Genomic DNA, 18,187 nt, shown 5'->3' with positions numbered 1-18,187 from the left:
CTTGCCGCACCACAGGGGATCTCCCCGCATAGAACGTGAAATGGCCCGGTTTTTTTGACCAGCAAGGCAAACGTTTGAGTCAAGGCTGCCTGCCCTGGTCTGTCTGTCGCATCCTCTGCCACCATCGCCTGTTTCTCATCAGACTGGCGCTCGGCAGACCCGCAGATCCTGTCGCCATTTCGTCATGGAACATTCAGGCGCGTGTGAAGGAGTTGGGTATGACCCAAGCAAACAGCAGGACAAACAGCGTGGAACAGCTGGCCAATGATGACGCCAGCCAGAGCGCACCAAAGCAACAGCCGCTCACGGCTCTTGATCGCTACTTTATGATCAGCGAGCGGGGCAGCAACGTCAGACAGGAGGTGCTGGCGGGCCTCACCACCTTCCTTGCCATGGTCTACTCGGTGATCGTGGTGCCGAGCATGCTCGGCAAGGCGGGCTTTCCTCCCGGCGCCGTGTTTGTCGCCACCTGTCTGGTGGCGGGGTTCGGTTCGCTCTTGATGGGGCTCTGGGCCAAGTTGCCGATGGCCATCGGTTGCGCTATTTCCCTCACGGCGTTTACTGCATTCAGTCTGGTGCTGGGGCAGCAGATCCCCATTCCGGTGGCGCTGGGCGCCGTCTTCCTGATGGGGGTACTCTTTACCGCCATCTCGGTGACCGGAGTGCGTAGCTGGATCCTCGACAACCTGCCGATGGGAATTGCCCACGGCACCGGCATCGGGATCGGTCTCTTTCTGCTGCTTATTGCCGCCAACGGGGTGGGGCTGGTGATCAAGAACCCGCTCGAGGGGTTGCCGGTGGCGCTGGGGGCCTTTACCTCCATGCCGGTCATTATGTCCCTGATCGGCCTTGCGGTGATCTTCGGGCTGGAGAAGCTGAGAGTACCGGGGGGGATCTTGCTGGTGATTATCGCCATCTCCATCTTCGGCCTTATCTTCGATCCGGCGGTCAAGTATCAGGGATTGTTCGCCCTGCCGAGCCTTTCGGACGATCAGGGCAAGTCCCTCATCTTCAGTCTGGATATCATGGGGGCCCTCTCGCCGCTGGTGTTGCCCAGCGTACTGGCGCTGGTAATGACGGCTGTATTCGATGCCACCGGCACCATCCGCGCCGTGGCGGGGCAGGCCAACCTGCTCGATAAGGAGGGTCACATCATCAACAGCGGCAAGGCACTCAGTGCCGACTCGGTCAGCAGCATCTTCTCCAGTCTGGTGGGGGCGGCCCCGGCTGCCGTCTATATCGAATCGGCCGCGGGCACGGCGGCGGGGGGCAAAACCGGCCTCACCGCGACCGTGGTCGGTGGCCTGTTCCTGCTGATGCTGTTCCTCTCGCCGCTCTCCTATCTGGTGCCCGCCTATGCCACCGCGCCAGCCCTGATGTATGTGGGGCTCTTGATGCTGAGCAACGTCACCAAACTCGATTTCGATGACTTTGTCGGGGCCATGTCCGGGCTGGTGTGCGCGGTATTTATTGTGCTCACCTGCAATATCGTCACCGGCATCATGCTCGGCTTCAGCTCGCTGGTGATCGGCCGCATCTGCTCGAAGGAGTGGCACAAGCTCAACGTCGGCACCGTGGTCATCGCCCTGGCGCTGGTGCTCTTTTATGCTGGGGGGTGGGCTATTTAGGGATAACCCGCCCGTTTGGGGTCGCACTGGCGGCCCCATTTTTATATCTGCGGCGCTCTGATCGTCAACGTTGGTTACCATGCCTTAGCCGCTGGTGCCATCGTGATACCATTTTGATAAATCCTCCTACCAGATTGATAGGCTCCCACCCTTGCTCTCCTCGCTCTGCCGTTTTTTTCACCGCAAATGTGCCCCGTTTGCTCAGGGGCTGCCCTTGGCTTGTCGCTGCGAGCCAACAAAAGCGGGCTAGATGGGATCCCCTTCACACTTCTCCCCATTCTCCTGACGATGGCGGGAAACAGGCGCATATCTTGCTGTTTTTTATGCCGGTTCCAGATTTTTCCATTCGAAAAAGGACTTGCATATGTCCATAGGATTACCGCTCAAGCGGGTGGATGCCGAGGCCAAGGTGACCGGCAGTGCCCGTTATACCGATGACAACATCATGCTCGGGATGCGCCACGCCAAGTACGTGCGCAGCAATATTGCCCACGGCAAGGTGCTCAAAATCGACGCCAGCGACGCGCTGGCCCTGCACGGGGTCGAAGCCGTGTTTACCCATGAGGATGTGCCCACCACCTGTTTTCGCACCGCCGGTCACGCCTGGTCCCTCGATGAGGCGAAACGGGATGTGAAAGACCGCCGTCTGCTCACCGATCATGTGCGCCACTTTGGTGATGGGGTCGCCATCGTGGTGGCCCGGGATCCGCTGGTGGCCGAGAAGGCTGCCGCCCTGGTCAAGGTGACTTACGAGCCGCTGCCGGTGATGACGGATGCCCAAAGCGCGCTGGCCGACGATGCCTATCCCATTCACCCGAGCGGCAATCTGCTGCGCCAAAGTCAGCTTCGCGCCAATGACCCGGAGCAGGCCATTATCTCCGCTGACCTGCAGTTTCAGGGGCACTACCGGACTCCTGTAGTGCAGCACTGCCATCTGGAGACGGTGACCTGCTACGCCTACATGGATCAACCGGACCACATCATCGTGGTCAGCAGTACCCAGATCCCCCAGATAGTGCGCAGCCGGGTGGCCAAGTCCCTCGGCCTGCCCTGGTCGAGCGTGCGGGTGATCAAGCCCTATATGGGCGGCGGTTTTGGCAACAAGCAGGATGTGCTGGAAGAGCCGATGGCGGCGTTTCTGAGCTACAAGCTTGGCGGTGTGCCCGTCAAGGTGACCCTGAGCCGGGAGGAGTGCTTTTTTGCCTCCCGCACCCGCCACGGCTTTACCATCGACGGCAAGATGGGCCTCAACCGCGATGGCACCCTCAAGGGCTATCAGCTCGACGTGCTCTCCAACACCGGCGGCTATGCCTCTCACGGCCACTCCATCGCCAGCGCCGGGGGCAACAAGATCAGTTACCTCTATCCGCGCAGCGCCTTCGGTTATGACGCCAAAACCTTCTACAGCAACCTGCCTACCGCCGGTGCCATGCGTGGTTACGGCGCGCCGCAGGTGATTTTTGCCCTCGAATGCATGCTGGATGACGCCTGCGCCGAACTGGGGCTGGATCCGCTTGATGTGCGGATCGCCAACGTGGCGAGGGAAGGGGACGTCAATCAGGTCAACCAGAAGACCATCTACAGCGCCGGGTTGCCGGACTGCCTGATCCGTGGTCGCGAGATGTTTGAGTGGGATCGACTCAAGGCCGAGTGTCTGGGGCAGGATCCTGCAAGCCGGGTGCGGCGCGGCATTGGGGTTGCGTGCTTTAGCTACGGCTCGAACACCTATCCGGTGGGGGTCGAAATTGCCGGCGCCCGCATGCTGCTCAATCAGGATGGCACCGTCAATCTGCAGATCGGTGCCACCGAGATAGGACAGGGGTCGGATACCGTCTTTGCCCAGATGGCGGCCCAGACGTTAGGCATCCCGTTTGAGCAGATCCGGGTCATTTCGACTCAGGATACCGACATTACCGCCTACGATCCGGGCTCGTTCGCCTCGCGCCAGAGCTATGTGGCGGCGCCCGCCATCCATCAGGCGGCGCTGCAGTTGCGGGCCCGCATTTTGTCGCTGGCGGCCCAGCTCTGCCATCAGGATGTAGGGTCGCTGACCCTGATCGACGGCTACGTGGTGCTGGCCGGTGCGCCGGATAAGGTGCTGATCAGCGTCGCCGAGGTGTCGGTCAACGCCTATTACCACCTCACTATCGGCGGCCAGATCACCTCCGAGGTCTCCCACAAAACCACCACCAACCCGCCCAGTTTCGGCTGTACCTTTGTCGATCTCAGCGTCGATATCGATCTCTGCAAGGTGACCATCAATCGCATCATAAACCTGCACGATGCGGGCAAGATCCTCAATCCGCAGCTGGCGGAGGGGCAGGTGCATGGCGGCATGGGGATGGGGATCGGCTGGTCCCTGTTCGAGGAGATGATCATCGACGCCAAGAGCGGCGTGGTGCGCAATCCCAACCTGCTCGACTACAAGTTCCCGACCATGCTGGATTTGCCGGAGCTTGAATGCGACTTCGTGCAGACCTACGAGCCCCAGTCGGTCTATGGCCACAAATCCCTGGGGGAACCACCCATCATCTCGCCGGGCCCGGCGATCCGTAACGCTATCCGCATGGCGACCGGTGTCGCCATCAACGAGCTGCCCATCACCCCCAAGACCCTGTTCAGGGAGTTTGTTGCGGCGGGTTTGATTGGCGAGGGATCAGGGGAGGAGCAACACCATGTTTGATATTGCCCGTTACTACAAGGCGCACAGCGTGGCCGAGGCGGTCGCCCTGCGTCAGGCTGACCCCGAGGCGCGCCTCCTGGCCGGTGGCACCGATGTGATGATCCAGCTTCATCACCTCAACGCCGCCTATCGCCATATCGTCGATATTCACGACTTGCCCGAGCTCAAAGGGGTGAGCGAGCTGCCTGATGGGTCGATCCGTATCGGCTCCGGTACCACCTTTACCGAGCTCATCGAAAACGAGCTGGTGCAGCGCCGCCTGCCGATGCTGGCCGAAGCCGCTGCCACCATCGCCGGTCCGCAGATCCGCAATGTCGCCACCTATGGCGGCAACATCTGCAACGGCGCCACCAGTGCCGACTCGGCGGCGCCTACCGTCGCGCTGGAGGCTGAGCTGGAAATCGCCGGGCCCAGTGGCACGCGCCGCATTCCCATCGCCGGATTTCATACCGGCCCCGGCAAGGTGGCGCTGCAACCGGCGGAGATCCTGGTGGCGTTTCACTTTGCCCCGGACGCGCACACCCAGGTGGGCTCCCACTACTTCAAGTACGCCATGCGCGATGCCATGGACATCGCCACCATCGGCTGCGCCGCCTACTGTCAGATTGAGCATGGCCACTTCAAGCGTCTGCGGCTGGCCTACGGGGTGGCGGCCCCGACCCCGGTGCGTACCCCGCACGCAGAAGCGGCAGCCGAAGGGCAACCCCTGACTCGCGCCACACTGGCAGCGATTGCCGAGGCGGTGGTGGCCGATGTGGCGCCGCGATCCTCTTGGCGGGCGGAGAAAGAGTTTCGCCTGCACCTTATCAAAACCCTGGCGCAGCGGGTGGTCGCCTGCGCAGTAGAACGTGCCGGAGGCAAGATCCTATGATGCAACTGCAAAGCTGTCCCGCCGTGGAGATCCAGTGCGAGATCAACGGCAAGCCTTACTCCTATGCAGTGCCGCCCACCATGTCGCTGCTCCACTTCCTGCGCGGGCAGGGGCTTATCAGTGTGAAAGAGGGGTGCAGTGTCGGTGAGTGCGGCGCCTGTACCGTGCGGGTGGATGGCACTGCCATCGACAGCTGTCTTTATCTGGCGGTCTGGGCCGATGGCAAATCCATTCGTACCGTGGAGGGGGAGCGCAAAGGCAACGAGCTTTCCGATGTGCAGCAGGCCTTTATCGATGAGGGGGCGGTGCAGTGCGGTTTTTGCACCCCGGGCCTCGTGATGGCGAGCGCGGCTTTGCTCGACAAGACCGAACGCCGCCCGCTGACCGATGCGGAGATCCGCCGCGGTCTGTCGGGCAACCTCTGCCGCTGTACCGGTTATCAGAACGTGGTGCGGGCGGTGAAGAAGTGCTGCAAGGGGTAACTGACCGGGCGCAATGACCCTGAGTGCCGTTGCTTGAAAAAGGAAACAAGCCGCCCAAAAACACAGGCCCGCCTCGAAAGAGGCGGGCCTGCTGCTGAGTGGGGTCAGGAGAAATCACACTTTTGGCTGGTCGATCACCAATTTGCCATCCTTGACCGGAATGGTGGCGCCGGGGGCTTGCTTCATCCGGATCACCCCCTCCTGACCTGCGAGGCGATAGGTCACGTCATAACCAATGGTGTTGACGCTCGTATCCTGTACGGTTTTGCAGCGCTGTTCGGTGGTGGTGTAGGTATCCCCCGCCTGCATATTGCCCTGCACCTGATTACCGGCATAACCCCCCGCGACGGCCCCTGCAGCAGTGGCCACCTTCTTGCCACTGCCGCCGCCAAACTGGTGGCCAACCACGCCACCCAGCGCTGCGCCCACCACGGTGCCGAGGATCTTGTGCTCATCCTGTACCGGCTTGCGGTGGGTCACGGTGACGTTGCGACACTCCTGTCGGGGAGTCTTGATGGTCTCGGTGATCGGCTTGCTGGCGATCACCTCGGCAAAGGTGGGTTGTGGTGTAAAGAGGGAGCCGCTGGCCGCGGCCGAGAGCGCCAGGGCCGAGGCGATGCCAATACCGATACCTGCCATCATGGATCTGTTCATTTTATGGTTCTCCTGCATACCCATACGGGCTGTTCCAATCTGGCGCCATCTTGTCACAACCGGTTGGCCGGACAAGGCGAGGGGGATGGGCCTGCGACAGGCGCTGGCAAGGTCAAAAAATAGCCACACCGAAAAAGTGTCTGGCTTTGGCGACAACGGACTAAAAGTGACCGGTTTCCGGCGCATGGTGGACTGTGCCAGTGTAATAAGGAGCAATTCGAGTCGCGATTTGCAAGGCGGGCGGTGAGCAGAATGCCAGAGTGGCAAAGTGCTGACGGGGGCAGGTCAAGGGAGAGGTTTTGAACGGCGTGCTGTTCTTTGAGATGGCCACGCAAGTGGTTGATAAATGGCTCCAGCCCCATCGGATGTTGGCCGATAAGAGATCACGGCAAGCATTTTGCTTTGATTGGGTGAAGCAGAGGGTGAACGGGTCGGCAGACAACCGCGTAAGACCTGAAATGAAGACTTCACCCGAGATCACCGGATCAACGAGGGGGAGATATGTCAATGTTACCCAGCTGGATCACCCCGGCCATTCAGGCCAACATCATCACGGTGCAGCAGGCCGAACGTCTGCTCTCATCCCTCTACCGGCCCCTGGCCGAGCAGGGAGAGGAGCTTCCCGCCGATATCGCCGACATCAGCCTTAAACTCTACTGCTTCCGCCAGCAGGGGCGGGTGCGTCACTAAGGCTGACAAAAGAACACCCCGTGCCAGGCTCGGGGTGTTGTCACTCATGTATCACAGGCCTATCAGGCCAACATCACTTGCGCCACCAGCATCAGGGCGCCAAATCCCAGCACAAAGCCCACCATGGGCAGCACGAACTTGACCCACTTGTTGAATTGGATGCCGAGCATCTGCAGGGTGACCAGCACCAGTCCGGTGGGGGCCAGAAACAACATGGCGTATTGGCCCCAGTTGTAGGCCGATACCACGATATAACGGGGGATCATCACGGTATCTGCCAGCGGCGCCATGATGGGCATGGAGAGCACCGCGAGCCCGGAGGAGGAGGGCACCACCAGCCCCAGCAGGGTGAACACCAGCATCTGCGCCACCGCGAACACGGCGCCATGCATGCCGGAGACCAGATCGGAGGCGTAGGCCAGAATAGTGTCCGAGATCATCCCCTGATCCAGCACCAGATTGACCCCTCGTGCCAGCCCGATGATGAGGGAGACCGCCACCAGCTCCGATGCGCCCTGGGTGAAGGCTTCGACCGCCTCTTTCTCTTTGAGGCCCGAGATAAAAATGATGATGATGGCGATGGTCAGGAAGGAGGCCGCCATCTGCGGGAACCACCAACCCGCCATGGAGACGCCCCACACCATCAGCGGGAAGGCGAGGATAAACAGGGTCAGAATGATCTTGCGGCGCAGGGTGAAGGGCACCCCTTCGTCCATAGAGCCCTCTTTGAGAAAACGGGCGCGAAAACTCTCTCTGTCCTCATAGGTGTAGGAGAAGGCTGGATTGGCCTTGATCTTCTTGCAGTACCAGTAGAGATAACCGATCACCACCAGGGTGCCCACCAGACAGCCAATGGCGCGAAAGATCAGCCCCTCGGTAAAGGGAATGCCGGCGGCATTGGAGGCGATCACCACCGAGAAGGGATTGATGGTGGAGAAGGTGGTGCCCATGGAGGCGGCGAGGAAGATGGCTCCTACGCAGACGATGGAGTCATAGCCGAGCGCCAGAAAGATGGGTACCAGTATGGGGTAGAAGGCGACCGCCTCTTCCTCCAGTCCGCAGGTGGTGCCTCCCAGTGCCATCACGAAGCAGACCAGCGCCACAAACAGGAACTCGTTGCCCCGGGTTTTGCGCGATAGCGCCACCAGCCCCGCACTGAAGGCACCTGTCTTGTTGATGACGCCGATCAGCCCCCCGAGCACCAGAATAAAGACGATGATATCCGCCCCCTCTATGGTGCCCTTGACCATGCTGACCGCCACGTCACCGAGCCCCTTGGGTGCTTGCTCCAATCGGGCATAGGTGCCGGGAATGGCGATGGGCTTGCGGATGGTGCCGTTGGTAAATTGCTCCACCGCAATATTGATATTGAGTTTTGCCAGGGCATCCTGGGTTGCGGGAAGTCGGCTTATTTCCCCCTGTGGGCTATTGACCATCAGGCTTTCACTGGCCGGATTATAAGAGAGCTTGGCATAGGCGCCCGCCGGAATTATCCAGGTCAGTGCAATGGCCAGCAACATAATAAGAAACAGAATGGTAAATGCAGTGGGGAATTGTCTGCGTGGTGTGGTATTCGGCACGGCACACATAAAATGCTCCTTGATAAAGCAGGTTTGGGCTCGGCGGAATATCGGGTCGATAGGGTTTCTGCGTCATACATCCAAGGTACGCAAATTCACTGTGTATTGCGTAGTGATTGGCGAGAAATCTGGCCTGATATTGAACATCCGGTAGATTATTTCACGTTGTAACCGTAACCCGTGTGCGGCTGGATGAACATGGTGCCATGCTCGCTTTATGGGATGGCTCACAAAATTTATTTTCCATGGATTTAACAGCTGATATGAAATAAAAGTTATTATGCAATAACTATTTCACTTTTCGCTTAACGTGGGTTGCCTTAAATAAATGCCATGAAAATAGTGCGTGCCGAGATGAATGAAATAACATATAAATCAGCTTTGGCGGAATAATATTCCACTATCGTCATTTTTCGTTATTCGCCAAAAAAAAGCCTGTGAAAAAATGGCACGCTTTCCCGTAACGCAATATTTTTTGCAACGAAAACAGAGGGCCCTGTTGGCAGGCGGCAGCTCCTGTCTAAGACGTTTTGCTAATACCTGCCGCCGCAGGCTCACTGTTAGGCTGTCATCCCCATAAGAGACCAGTGACGGGCAGGATGCCCATGTCGCTTGTTGATCCCGGAACTGCCCGTTTTGTGCCACTTGTGAGGAAGGAATCCGATGACAGTGCAGAACATCTATGAGCGCGACCTTGCCAAAACCGCCGCCAATTTCGAGGCCCTGACCCCCATCAGCTTTCTGGGGCGGGCGGAGCGGGTTTATCCTGACTATCCGGCGCTGATCCACGGCTCGCTGCGCCAGAGCTGGGGCGAGACCGCCCGCCGTTGCCGCCAGTTGGCTTCGGCCCTGCGGCTTCACGACATCGGGGAGGGGGATACCGTCTCCATCGTTGCGCCCAATATCCCGGCGATGTTTGAAGCTCACTTCGGGGTGCCCATGAGCGGCGCTGTGCTCAACACCATCAATACCCGGCTCGATGCCGAGTCAATGGCTTTTATCTTCCAGCATGCCCAGAGCAAGGTAGTGCTGGTGGACAGGGAGTTTGGTGCCGTGGTGCGCAAGGCGCTGGATCTGCTGGAGCGCCAACCGCTGGTCATCGCTATCGACGATCCCCTCTACCGGGAGGGGGCGCTTGTTAGTGACCTCGACTATGAGACCTTTATTGCCACTGGTAACGGCGATGAACCCGGCTGGTTGCCGCAAGATGAGTGGCAGGCCATCTCCCTTAACTACACCTCCGGCACTACCGGCAACCCCAAGGGGGTGGTCTATCACCATCGCGGCGCCCACCTCAACGCCATCAACAACGTGCTCTCTTGGGAGCTACCCAAACATCCCGTCTATCTCTGGACCTTGCCGATGTTTCACTGCAACGGCTGGTGTTTCCCCTGGACGCTGGCTGCGACCGCCGGGGTGAGCGTCTGCCTGCGCCATGTGCAGGCCGCCGCCATTTATGAGGCGCTGCACGAGCACAAGGTGAGCCACTTTTGCGCGGCGCCCATCGTGCTCAATATGCTCAACAATGCCGATCAGGCGCTCAAGCGTGGGCTGGATCACCCCATCAAGGTGATGACCGCTGGCGCTGCGCCCCCCGCCACCGTGATCGCCGGCATGGAGGCGATGGGGATCGCCGTGACCCACGTTTACGGCCTCACCGAAACCTATGGCCCCTGCGTGTTGTGCGAGCCGCAAAGAAGCTGGCAGGGGCAGGATGCCACGGCGCTCTCCCGCCTCAAGGCACGGCAGGGTGTTGCGTCGCCTCTGCAGGGGGATATGCGGGTCATAAATCCGGTCAGTGGCGAGCCGGTGGCCAAAGATGGCAAAACCATGGGGGAGATAGTGCTGCGGGGCAATGTGGTGATGAAAGGCTATCTCAAGAACCCGGTCGCCAGCGCCGAGGCGATGGCGGAGGGGTGGTTTCGCAGTGGCGATCTGGCGGTATGGCACCCGGATGGTTATGTGGAGATCAAGGACAGATCCAAGGACATCATCATCTCCGGCGGGGAGAATATCTCCAGTCTGGAGGTGGAAGATGTGCTCTATCGCCATCCCGATGTGGACGAAGCGGCGGTGATCGCCATGCCCGATGAAAAGTGGGGGGAGGTGCCCTGCGCCTTCGTGAAATTGAAAGAGGGGCGAGAGACTACCCAGGCGGAGCTGATCGCCTTTTGCCGGGAGCAGATGGCCCACTTCAAGGCCCCCAAACGCATCATCTTCACCCCGCTGCCGAAGACCTCCACCGGCAAGGTGCAAAAATTTGTGCTGCGCAAACAACTGGGTTAGGTGCTAATCGAGCGTGAGTGAAAGCAGCGTGCAATAGGATGACTAAGCTGTCGGGATAAATGCAGCAAGGGAAGTGGGAGTGCCTGACTGGCCAGCCAGCTATCGTGCCTTGCACGCGACGCAGTTGCGGCCGCTCTGTTTGGCCTGATAGAGCATCTGATCGGCGCGCGCGTAGAGGCTCTCCATCTGCTCCCCCTTGCTATTTTCCACCAGCCCGGCGCTGATGGTGATAACCAGCTCATCCCCATCGGCAAGGGGTAACGGGCTTTGCATCACCTGCTTGCGCAGCCGTTCGGCCAGTGATGCGGCGGCCGAGAGGGTGGTGTTGGGCAGCAAGATGGCAAACTCGTCACCGCCGATGCGGGCCAGCACATCTTCGCTGCGCAGCACCGATTGCATCACCCTGCCCAGATGGATCAGCGCCTGATCGCCCAGCGGGTGACCGTAGCGATCGTTGATGCATTTGAACTGATCCACATCCAGCACTATCAGCACCGAGGTGAGCTGGTGGCGCATGTTCATACTCAGGTTCTTTTCGCACACCTCGAAGAAGAAACGGCGGTTATAAAGTCCGGAGAGGCTGTCACGAACCGATTGATATTGCAGTTGTTCCTTGAGCTGGTGCAGCTCGGTGATATCGGAGGAGATACCGATCAGGGTGGGGGTACCATCAGCCAGCTTGAAGGGGACTTTGACAGACCAGTAGTAATGTTGCTTGCCTTCGGTATCGGTCAGTGACTCTTCACCGGCTTGCAGCTCACCCGTTTCGAACACCCGGTTGTCCAGCTGCCACAGCTGGTTGGCTCCGTGTGGGGAAAACAGCTCATTATCGCTGCGGTTGATGATCTGTTCGGCGGGTAAACCGAGCAGGGCACACACCTTCTGATTGACGTAGAGAAAGCGGTGCTGGCTGTCCTTCATATAGATATGGGCATCCACATTGGCCAGGATGATCTCCAGCAACTGATGCTGCTCGGCCATATGGGCCTCAATCAGCTTGTGTTCCGTGATATCGGTGGAGATGCCGCACAGACCGATCAGGTTGCCATCTCGGTCGTACATCGGCTTTTTCACGCTCCAGTAGACCCGTTTTTCTCCCGTGGGTTTGAGGTAGTTGATCTCCTCCCGGGCGATGGCGACCTGCTGCTCCAGCACCTGACGATCATTTCGTCTCAGATCTTCCGAGAAGTCGAGGTCAAAAAAGGCGCGATCATCCTTGCCTTGCAGTTCGGCCAGGGTACAACCAAAGAGATCCAGCACAGCCTGATTGGCATAGATATAACGGCCATCCAGATCCTTGGTAAAGAGGTAAGCCCCCATCTCGTTAAAGATGGATCTGAGGTGATCCAGCTCGTGCTGCAATCGGGTGGAGAAGGGTTCATCCTTCATGAAGTTGGCCATCCTTGGGTCGCTGTGATTGGTTGGCTGAACACGAGGCCAACGTGCATCAACTGCTTTAAATTAAGCACTCTTCACGGCATATTTCTCATTTATTTCCGCAGGTTCTGCGTTATGTCACATGGTTGTAACCTCTGAGCAAATCAAAGGAAATCAGTTGAGTCCATGGTTGTTGAGATAGCTTGCCACCATGTATCGACCCTCTATCATCGGCTCTCGGCAGAGAAGTTGAACAACAGCTAAATAAACCTCCCCAAGTGGCAAAAAGGGTAACGAACAGGTCTTTAGTCAAACTATTTCCTCGGTGTCCCTGATATCATCTCCAGCAACGCAATATGGAGAGATACGAGATGGCAGTGGCACCGTTTAATTGGAATGACACAGTTCAGTGGGACGGGCCGGGGGCCATTGCGGGTAGCGAAGAGAGTTTGAGCGCAGATCGGCTGGATCGCGCCCGCTATGCCGAATTTCTGACCAACTACCTCGCCGCCGAAGGCAAGCAGCGCAACTATGTGCTCAACCTCAATGCCGAGTGGGGGGCGGGTAAAACCTGGTTTATCAAGCGCTGGTATATGGAGCTGAAAGCGCACTATCCCACTGTCTATATCGACGCTTGGCAGCAGGACTTTTCCGATGATCCCTTATTGACGGTGATTTCGTCGATTATCGATCAATTGAGAGATGCAACGGGAAATAAGGTTGCCATACCTGATGGCATCAAGTCCAAACTATTGGGTTTGCTCAAAGTTGGCGGGAAATTGGTGCTCAAGTCAGCCATTAAAAAAGCTGGATGGGAAGATAGTGATTTTTCTGTGGAAGGCGAAGACGCAGATAAGCTGGTTGATACACTTTGCAGCAATCACAAAGAGCGTTATGAATCTATTCAGTATCTTAAACAAGAGATCCGCCAATGGGTTGAGGGAGCTGTTGGTTTAAGTGAAGGAGAACTGGATTATCCCGCATTCATTTTGATAGATGAGCTGGATCGCTGTCGCCCCTCTTATGCAGTAGAGATGCTTGAGACCATCAAGCATATTTTCGATATTCCCGAAGTGGTTTTTGTATTGGCCACGGATACCGAGCAGTTACAGCATTCTATCAAGGTCATTTATGGTGAAGGATTTCATGCATCTGCTTATCTAAGACGTTTTTTCAGGCGGCAATTTGCCTTAAAGGAAATATCAAAAGCGTCATTTATTGAAAGCTACATGACTCTTGATGATGCATTATTTGAGCACCTTTTTCCAAGATTTAAAACAATAGGCGAATTTTCATTGTTGCTATCTGTGCTCGCAGATGCCTTTAGTCTTCAGCTTAGAGATATTGAACAATACATAGACAAAGTAAAGGCTGCAATATCAAACTTTAGTGATAGTTTTGATTTGGTAATTTTTTCCATACTTCTTTTAGCCAAAGAGCGTGAGCCTGAGCTATATAGACAGATAGTTAGTTTAGAATTATCACTTAGAAATGATAGTAAAAAGTCAGTCTCCAACATTGGGTTCTACGAGCGATTTAAATCTAATAAAGAGTTAGGTTTTTATTTGCCTTGGGAGAACAATAGCTCAGAGCTTTTAAAAGCTGAAGTAAGTATATCAAAATACATAGGTTGTTTCTTTTTCTCCATCAAAAATAAAGCTCAATTAGTTGCCGCAAAGGAAGCTATTTCGATAGGGGGAGTATTGGGTAAATATTCAATGGATTCATTTGCCGAGGCTAGACATGAAGAAGCGCTACTAGCATATTATTTGGCAAATCAAAATATCAATATTAATGATTATCAAGATCTGGTTGAGCTAGCATGCAATTTAAAATAGAAATGGGCATAAGCCCATTTCTAAACATGAATATTATTTTTGATGCCGCTCATAAAGCCGCTGAACGACATCCTGTAATCCCAGCCCTTCGTTTTGCAGTAGCACGGTGAGGTGGTAGAGCAGATCGGCGGATTCGTTGATGAGCTCCTCCCGATCCTTGGCCATGGCGGCCAGCGCCACTTCAACACCTTCCTCACCGACTTTCTGGGCGATGCGCTTGGTGCCTTTGCCGTAGAGGCTGGCGGTGTAGCTGGTGGCCGGATCGGCCCCTTTGCGGGCTGCCAGCACCTGCTCCAGCTCCGCCAGAAAACCGAGGGGCGGCAGTGGGTGACCATGGAAGCAGGAGGTTGTGCCCTTGTGGCAGGTGGGGCCGACGGGGTTGGCGGCAATCAGCAGAGAGTCCTGATCGCAGTCGGTGCTGATGGCTACGAGGTTGAGCACATTGCCCGAGCTTTCCCCCTTGGTCCAGAGCCGCTGTTTGCTGCGGCTAAAGAAGGTGACCTGACAGGTAGCCAGGGTCTTTTCCAGCGCCTCGCGGGTCATAAAGCCCTGCATCAGCACCTCGCCGCTGGCGGCATGCTGGACGATGGCGGGGATCATGCCATCGCATTTTGCCCAGTCGAGCTGTTCAATTAATAAGTTGGAATTATGCACGGGTATCGGCTCCTCTATTATCAGACCGGCACTCTGGGCGGGGGATCATGGCGCATTTACACTTTTCCCAGTCGAGTTGCTCGGCAAGGGGGCGCGCGCTGGCGGTTGTTTGTGTGTTGTCTGAGAAGTTATTCACGGATGGCGACTCCTTCGTTTTTCAGCCAGCGTTTCAATTCGGGAATGGGGATAAGGCCCTTGTGGAACACAGAGGCGGCCAGCGCCCCATCCACATCGGCGAGGGTGAAGGCATCGCGAAAGTGCGCCATGGCACCGGCGCCGCCGGAGGCGATCAGCGGCACCTTGCAGACGCTTCGCACCAGCTTGAGCTGGTCGAGATCATAACCTTGGCGCATGCCGTCCTGATTCATCACGTTCAGCACGATTTCACCTGCGCCGCGCTTTTGCACCTCCTGCACCCAGTCGAGGGTGTGCCAGGCGGTGGTGCGGGTGCGGCTCTCGTCACCGGTAAACTGTTTGACCTGATAGTGGCCCGTGTCGGCGTCGAAGTAGGAGTCAATGCCCACCACCACGCACTGTACGCCAAAGCGCTCGGCCAGTCGGCTGATCAGAGTCGGATCGGCCAGCGCCGGAGAGTTGATGGAGACCTTGTCGGCGCCAAATTCCAGGATCTGGCGGGCGTCTTCGACGCTTTTGATGCCACCGGCAACGCAGAAGGGAATATCGATCACCTCCGCCACCCGGCTCACCCAGCTCTTGTCCACTACCCGCGCATCGCTGGAGGCGGTGATGTCATAGAACACCAGCTCGTCAGCACCCTCTTCGGCGTAGCGGCGGGCCAGCTCGACAATGCCGCCCATCACCTCGTGGTTGCGAAATTGCACCCCTTTGACCACCACGCCATCTTTCACGTCAAGGCAGGGGATAATGCGTCTTGCCAGCATCAGTTGCCTCCTGTGGTATCGGCTGCGGGGGCTTGCCAGCAGGCGATGGCGTCACCTACCGAGAATTTGCCCTCCAGCAGGGCGCGACCAAGGATGATCCCCTTGACGCCGGAGCCCTTGAGCGCCTCGATATCCGCGATGCCGCCAATGCCGCCGGAGGCTTGAAAGGCGACGCTCGGGTAGCGGGCGCAGAGATCCCGATAGAGCTCGACGTTGGTGCCAGCCAGGGTGCCGTCACGGCTGATGTCGGTGCAGAGCACATGCTTGAGCCCGGCGGGGAGGAAGCGCTCGATCAGTGCCTCGATGGTCACTCCGCTGTTCTCCTGCCAGCCTGCTACCGCGATATGGCGATTGCCCTGCTCATCGATATTGACGTCCAGCGCCAGCACGATCTGCTCGGGGCCATATTTCTCCATCCAGCTCGCCACCAGATCCGGGGATTTGACGGCGGTGGAGCCAATCACCACCCGGCTGGCGCCGGCGGCCAGCAGATCCGCCACATCCAGTTCGGTGCGAACGCCGCCACCGACCTGCACCGGTGCTTCGGTGGCCGACAGCAGTTGGGTCAGCAGGGGCAATTGGCGCGCCTTGGCATCCTTGGCACCGTCCAGATCCACCAGATGGAGCTGCACCGCCCCCTGGGAGACATATTCATCGAAGCGGGCCTGCGGGCTGCTGCTGTATTCGGTCTTCTGCTCGTAATCCCCCTGATAGAGGCGAACTACCTGACCGTTGATAAGGTCAATTGCGGGAATGATCATGCTAGTCACAGCTCCAGAAAATTTTGCAGCAAACGGGCTCCGGCTGGGCCTGAGCGCTCCGGGTGAAATTGGGCACCAAAGAAGTTACTGTGCTCTGCAACCCCGCCGACGATGGCGGTAAACGGCTGGCCGTAGTCGCAGGTCGCCAGCGTCGCTTCGGTCACCTCCAGCGCATAGGAGTGCACGAAGTAGAAGTAGCTGCCGCTCGGGATCCCCTTGAGCAGAGGATGGCTCTCGTCATGCTCAATCTGGTTCCAGCCCATGTGGGGCAAACGCAGGTTGCCCACCTCCATCAGCCGGATCTTGCCCGGCACTATGCCAAGGCAGTCGATAAGCCGCTCTGACGAGTCATCCGTACCCATGCTCTCTTCGGAGGCCTCCGCCAGCATCTGCATGCCGAGGCAAAAGCCCAGCAGCGGCTGCTTGGCGGCGCGAATAAGGGGCACCAGCCCCCGTTCGTTGAGGTTTTTCATGGCGGCAACCGCAGTGCCGACACCGGGCAGGATCAGCTTGTCCGCCTGCTCGATATCGGCGGCCTGGCTTGAGACCAGCGGCTGCACGCCGAGGCGCTCGAAGGCCATTCTGACCGAGGCCAGATTTGCACAACCGGTATCGATAATGACCAGCTTCTGCTTGCTCACATCCATTACAGCACTCCCTTGCTGGAGGGAAGCTCGCTCCCTTCCACCCGAATGGCCTGGCGCAGGGCGCGGCCAAAGCCCTTGAACAGCGCCTCCACCTGGTGGTGGGTGTTGCCGCTGCCCACCTTCATCTGCAAGGTGATTGCCATGGCGTCCGAGAGGGAGCGGAAGAAGTGAGGCACCATCTCGGTGGCCATCTCGCCCACGTTGTCGCGGCCAAAGCCGCTCGGGCAGTCAAACACGAAGTAGGGGCGACCGCTGAGATCCAGCGCGGTACTCACCTCCTGCTCGGTCAGCGGACGCGCATCGATCACCGCCTGCACCTCGTCCATCGCCAGCACGAAGCCGAAGCGGCCGATACCGCGCTTGTTGCCAAGGGCCTGACGCAGTGCCTGACCCAGCGCCAGCCCCACATCTTCCACCGTGTGGTGATCGTCGATATGCAGATCGCCGCTGACGTTCAGCTTGAGCTGGAAACCGGCGTGGGTGGCAATTTGATCCAGCATGTGATCAAAGAAGCCGATGCCGGTGGCGATCTGGTTGCCGCCGCTCTTGTTTGTGGCAGAAGGGTCCAAATCCACTGCCACCTGGATGCGGGTCTCCTTGGTATAGCGTTCCACCGAGGCTACGCGGCCCTTGGATAACAGCTGATCACGGATGGCTAGCCAGTTGTGATCCTGCGGGTGGTAGCGAATACCGCCAATGCCCATATTCTCGGCGAGTTGCAGATCGGTCTGGCGATCGCCAATCACGAAGGAGTTGGCAAAGTCGATGCGACCGGAGGCGAGATACTCTTTCACCAGCCCGAGGTGGGGCTTGCGGCAGCTGCAACCGTCGGTGGGGAAGTGGGGGCAGATCAGCACCTGCTCCCACTTCACCCCTTGCGATTCAAACAGGTGCATCATCAGGTCGTGGGGAGGCTGGAAGTTCTCCAGCGGCAGGCTGGCGGTGCCCAGCCCATCCTGATTGGTCACCATCACCAGCACGTAACCGGCGGCCTGCAACTCGCGCAGCACCGGAATGACCATGGGCTCGAAGCGCAGCTTGGCGAGGCTATCCACCTGCTTGTCGGTCACCGGCTCTTCAATCAGGGTGCCGTCGCGGTCGATAAACAAAAACGGAGTCTTCATCGCTACATCC

15 protein-coding genes are annotated in these 18,187 nt (G+C 58.0%); 7 read left to right on the top strand and 8 right to left on the bottom strand.

The features are described 5' to 3' along the window. Positions 1 to 326: 326 nt before the first annotated feature. The 4 genes from G5171_RS02535 to xdhC all read left to right on the top strand — a co-directional run bounded on the left by G5171_RS02535 (position 327) and on the right by xdhC (position 5,664). Entirely contained in the window at positions 327 to 1,628 is a 1,302-nt protein-coding gene (locus G5171_RS02535; RefSeq protein ID WP_421172372.1) for an NCS2 family permease, read from the top strand. Between the two features lie 364 nt (positions 1,629 to 1,992). Further along, the gene (gene xdhA / locus G5171_RS02530) at positions 1,993 to 4,311 is read left to right on the top strand and encodes a xanthine dehydrogenase molybdenum-binding subunit XdhA (RefSeq protein WP_421259778.1); all 2,319 of its coding nucleotides are present in this window, start codon (positions 1,993 to 1,995) and stop codon (positions 4,309 to 4,311) included. Beyond that, on the top strand, positions 4,304 to 5,182 hold the full coding sequence (gene xdhB / locus G5171_RS02525) for a xanthine dehydrogenase FAD-binding subunit XdhB (RefSeq protein WP_421259777.1): 879 nt from the start codon (positions 4,304 to 4,306) through the stop codon (positions 5,180 to 5,182). The genes xdhA and xdhB overlap by 8 nt, the downstream gene beginning before the upstream one ends. After that, positions 5,179 to 5,664, top strand: a complete 486-nt coding sequence (xdhC, locus tag G5171_RS02520; RefSeq protein WP_421259776.1) for a xanthine dehydrogenase iron sulfur-binding subunit XdhC — start codon at positions 5,179 to 5,181, stop codon at positions 5,662 to 5,664. The genes xdhB and xdhC overlap by 4 nt, the downstream gene beginning before the upstream one ends. Positions 5,665 to 5,778: 114 nt before the next feature. Here xdhC and G5171_RS02515 read toward each other — a convergent pair whose 3' ends face one another. Then, positions 5,779 to 6,318 (bottom strand): glycine zipper 2TM domain-containing protein, encoded by a 540-nt coding sequence (locus tag G5171_RS02515; protein WP_026035120.1) that lies wholly within the window; start codon positions 6,316 to 6,318, stop codon positions 5,779 to 5,781. Positions 6,319 to 6,819: 501 nt separating this feature from the next. Here G5171_RS02515 and G5171_RS02510 point away from each other — a divergent pair. Further along, on the top strand, positions 6,820 to 7,008 hold the full coding sequence (locus tag G5171_RS02510) for a hypothetical protein (protein WP_005345660.1): 189 nt from the start codon (positions 6,820 to 6,822) through the stop codon (positions 7,006 to 7,008). A gap of 62 nt (positions 7,009 to 7,070) precedes the next feature. On the opposite strand, the gene G5171_RS02505 is transcribed toward G5171_RS02510, so the two are convergent. After that, the gene (locus tag G5171_RS02505) at positions 7,071 to 8,597 is read right to left on the bottom strand and encodes a YfcC family protein (protein WP_201910884.1); all 1,527 of its coding nucleotides are present in this window, start codon (positions 8,595 to 8,597) and stop codon (positions 7,071 to 7,073) included. Positions 8,598 to 9,251: 654 nt separating this feature from the next. Between G5171_RS02505 and G5171_RS02500 the strand changes: the two genes are divergently transcribed. Further along, positions 9,252 to 10,874: an acyl-CoA synthetase gene (locus tag G5171_RS02500; protein ID WP_421172354.1), complete on the top strand. Its 1,623-nt coding sequence runs from the start codon at positions 9,252 to 9,254 to the stop codon at positions 10,872 to 10,874. Positions 10,875 to 10,973: 99 nt separating this feature from the next. Here the strand turns inward: G5171_RS02500 and G5171_RS02495 are convergent, their stop codons facing one another. Continuing rightward, entirely contained in the window at positions 10,974 to 12,263 is a 1,290-nt protein-coding gene (locus G5171_RS02495) for a sensor domain-containing diguanylate cyclase (RefSeq protein WP_421259775.1), read from the bottom strand. 359 nt (positions 12,264 to 12,622) lie between these two features. On the opposite strand from G5171_RS02495, the gene G5171_RS02490 reads away from it, so the two are divergent. Beyond that, positions 12,623 to 14,089 (top strand): KAP family P-loop NTPase fold protein, encoded by a 1,467-nt coding sequence (locus G5171_RS02490; protein ID WP_421172356.1) that lies wholly within the window; start codon positions 12,623 to 12,625, stop codon positions 14,087 to 14,089. Between the two features lie 33 nt (positions 14,090 to 14,122). Here G5171_RS02490 and hisIE read toward each other — a convergent pair whose 3' ends face one another. From hisIE to hisB, 5 genes are all read right to left on the bottom strand, one after another. Then, on the bottom strand, positions 14,123 to 14,689 hold the full coding sequence (hisIE, locus tag G5171_RS02485; protein ID WP_421259810.1) for a bifunctional phosphoribosyl-AMP cyclohydrolase/phosphoribosyl-ATP diphosphatase HisIE: 567 nt from the start codon (positions 14,687 to 14,689) through the stop codon (positions 14,123 to 14,125). Positions 14,690 to 14,871: 182 nt separating this feature from the next. Beyond that, positions 14,872 to 15,645 carry an imidazole glycerol phosphate synthase subunit HisF gene (hisF, locus tag G5171_RS02480; RefSeq protein ID WP_047440078.1) on the bottom strand — a complete coding sequence of 258 codons (774 nt, stop codon included), beginning with the start codon at positions 15,643 to 15,645 and terminating at the stop codon, positions 14,872 to 14,874. Continuing rightward, entirely contained in the window at positions 15,645 to 16,406 is a 762-nt protein-coding gene (gene hisA, locus G5171_RS02475; RefSeq protein WP_236398436.1) for a 1-(5-phosphoribosyl)-5-[(5-phosphoribosylamino)methylideneamino]imidazole-4-carboxamide isomerase, read from the bottom strand. Before hisA ends, hisF begins: the two co-directional genes overlap by 1 nt. A gap of 5 nt (positions 16,407 to 16,411) precedes the next feature. Continuing rightward, on the bottom strand, positions 16,412 to 17,053 hold the full coding sequence (gene hisH / locus G5171_RS02470; RefSeq protein ID WP_421259774.1) for an imidazole glycerol phosphate synthase subunit HisH: 642 nt from the start codon (positions 17,051 to 17,053) through the stop codon (positions 16,412 to 16,414). Then, positions 17,053 to 18,177 (bottom strand): bifunctional histidinol-phosphatase/imidazoleglycerol-phosphate dehydratase HisB, encoded by a 1,125-nt coding sequence (gene hisB, locus G5171_RS02465; protein ID WP_421259773.1) that lies wholly within the window; start codon positions 18,175 to 18,177, stop codon positions 17,053 to 17,055. Before hisB ends, hisH begins: the two co-directional genes overlap by 1 nt. Between the last annotated feature and the right edge of the window lie 10 nt (positions 18,178 to 18,187).

Source organism: Aeromonas sp. 600774, assembly GCF_049175075.1.
Classification (GTDB): Bacteria; Pseudomonadota; Gammaproteobacteria; order Enterobacterales; family Aeromonadaceae; genus Aeromonas; species Aeromonas veronii_A.
This window is presented reverse-complemented; position numbering and strand designations above follow the sequence as displayed.